The 1,959-nt window shown below is 61.7% G+C and carries 1 protein-coding gene; it reads left to right on the forward strand.

The features are described from left to right. Nucleotides 1-1,959: calcium-binding protein (locus tag EK373_RS32935; protein WP_269813790.1), on the forward strand; the 1,959-nt coding region annotated here is incomplete at both ends.

Consider the following 1,959-nt stretch of genomic DNA (forward strand, 5'->3'; position numbering starts at 1 on the left):
GCTCCGCCGATCCAACCGTGGGCAAGGTCGACGTACTGCAGTTCAAGGAAGGTGTGCTCGCAAGCGATGTGACCATCACGCGCTCCGGCGACAACCTGATCTTGAAGATCGTCGGCACGACCGACCAGGTCACGATCCAGAACTACTTCAGCAATGACGGAGTCTCGGCGCGCGGCTACGCGATCGAGCAGATCCGCTTCGCTGACGGCACGACGTGGGATGTGGCGACGGTCAAGGAACGGGCGCTGATCTCGACGGCCGGCGATGACAACCTCATCGGCTATGCCACCAATGACACGCTCACCGGCGGCGCCGGCAACGACACGATCGATGCTCGTCAGGGCAATGACATCGTCGACGGCGGTGACGGCAACGACACGATCGACGCTCACGATGGCGACGACATCGTTGAAGGCGGGGCAGGGGCAGACAACATCACCGGCGGCAACGGTATCGACCAACTCTCCGGCGGCGACGGCAACGACACGTTGTATGGCAACGCGGGCGATGACGTGCTCACCGGCGGCGCGGGTAACGACAACCTCTACGGCGGTGGTCAGTACGGCGGCTCCGGCGGTAACGACGTGATGGATGGCGGCGCGGGTAACGATCACCTCCGGGGTGGTTTCGGCAGCGACACGTATCTATTCGGGTTGGGTGAAGGTCAAGACACGATCAACAACGACTCCGACAGCTACAACGGCTCCGCCGATCCAACCGTCGGCAAGGTCGACGTACTGCAATTCAAGGAGGGCGTACTCGCGAGCGATGTGACAGTCACGCGCTCTGGTGACAACTTGATCCTGAGGATCGTGGGCACCACCGACCAGGTCACGATCCAGAACTACTTCGCCAACGACGGCGCCTCGGCCCGGGGCTACACGCTCGAGCAGATCCGCTTTGCCGACGGCACAGTCTGGGATTACGAGATCGTTAGAAGTAAAGGACAACAGGGCACCGAAGGCATTGACGTTCTTTATGCATCGGCCAACGGCAGTACCCTGTTCGGCCTCGGCGGCAACGACACGTTGCACGGTAACGCCGGCGCCGATTATCTCGACGGCGGCTCAGGCGATGACCAGCTGAACGGTAACGATGGCAGCGACTACCTCGAGGGAGGCGATGGCAACGATACCTTGTCGGGTGGCGCGAGCATCGATCAACTGATCGGCGGTATCGGCAACGACACGATGTTCGGCGGTGCGGGCGATGACCAACTGACCGGCGGCGAGGGCAACGACAAGCTCTACGGCGGTGGTCAGTACGGCGGCTCCGGCGGCAACGATGTGTTGGACGGTGGCGCTGGCAATGATCACCTGATGGGTGGCTTCGGCAGCGACACGTATCTGTTCGGCATCGGCGACGGTCAGGACACCCTCAACAACGACTCCGACAGCTACAACGGCTCCGCCGATCCAACGGTGGGCAAAGTCGACGTGCTGCAGTTCAAGGAAGGGGTGCTCGCAAGCGATGTGACGATCACGCGCTCCGGGGACAACCTGATCTTGAAGATCGCTGGCACGACCGATCAAGTCACGATTCAGAACTACTTCAACAACGACGGCGTCTCGGCGCGCGGCTACGCAATTGAGCAGATCCGCTTCACAGATGGCACGATTTGGGATGTGGCGACGATCAAGGAGCGGGCGCTGATTTCAACGGCCGGCGACGACAACCTGATCGGCTATGCCACCAATGACACGCTTACAGGCGGAGCCGGCAACGACGACATCGACGCTCGTCAGGGCAACGACATCGTCGATGGCGGTGATGGCAACGACACCATCAACGCACACGATGGCGACGACATCGTCGAAGGTGGCGCAGGTACCGACAACATCACCGGCGGCAACGGTATCGATCAGCTGTCGGGTGGTGACGGCAACGACACGCTGTATGGCAACGCGGGCGACGACGTTCTCACCGGCGGTGCCGGCAATGACAACCTCTACGGCGGTG

This window comes from Peristeroidobacter agariperforans, from assembly GCF_004138335.1.
In the GTDB taxonomy this organism is placed as follows: Bacteria; Pseudomonadota; Gammaproteobacteria; order Steroidobacterales; family Steroidobacteraceae; genus Steroidobacter; species Steroidobacter agariperforans.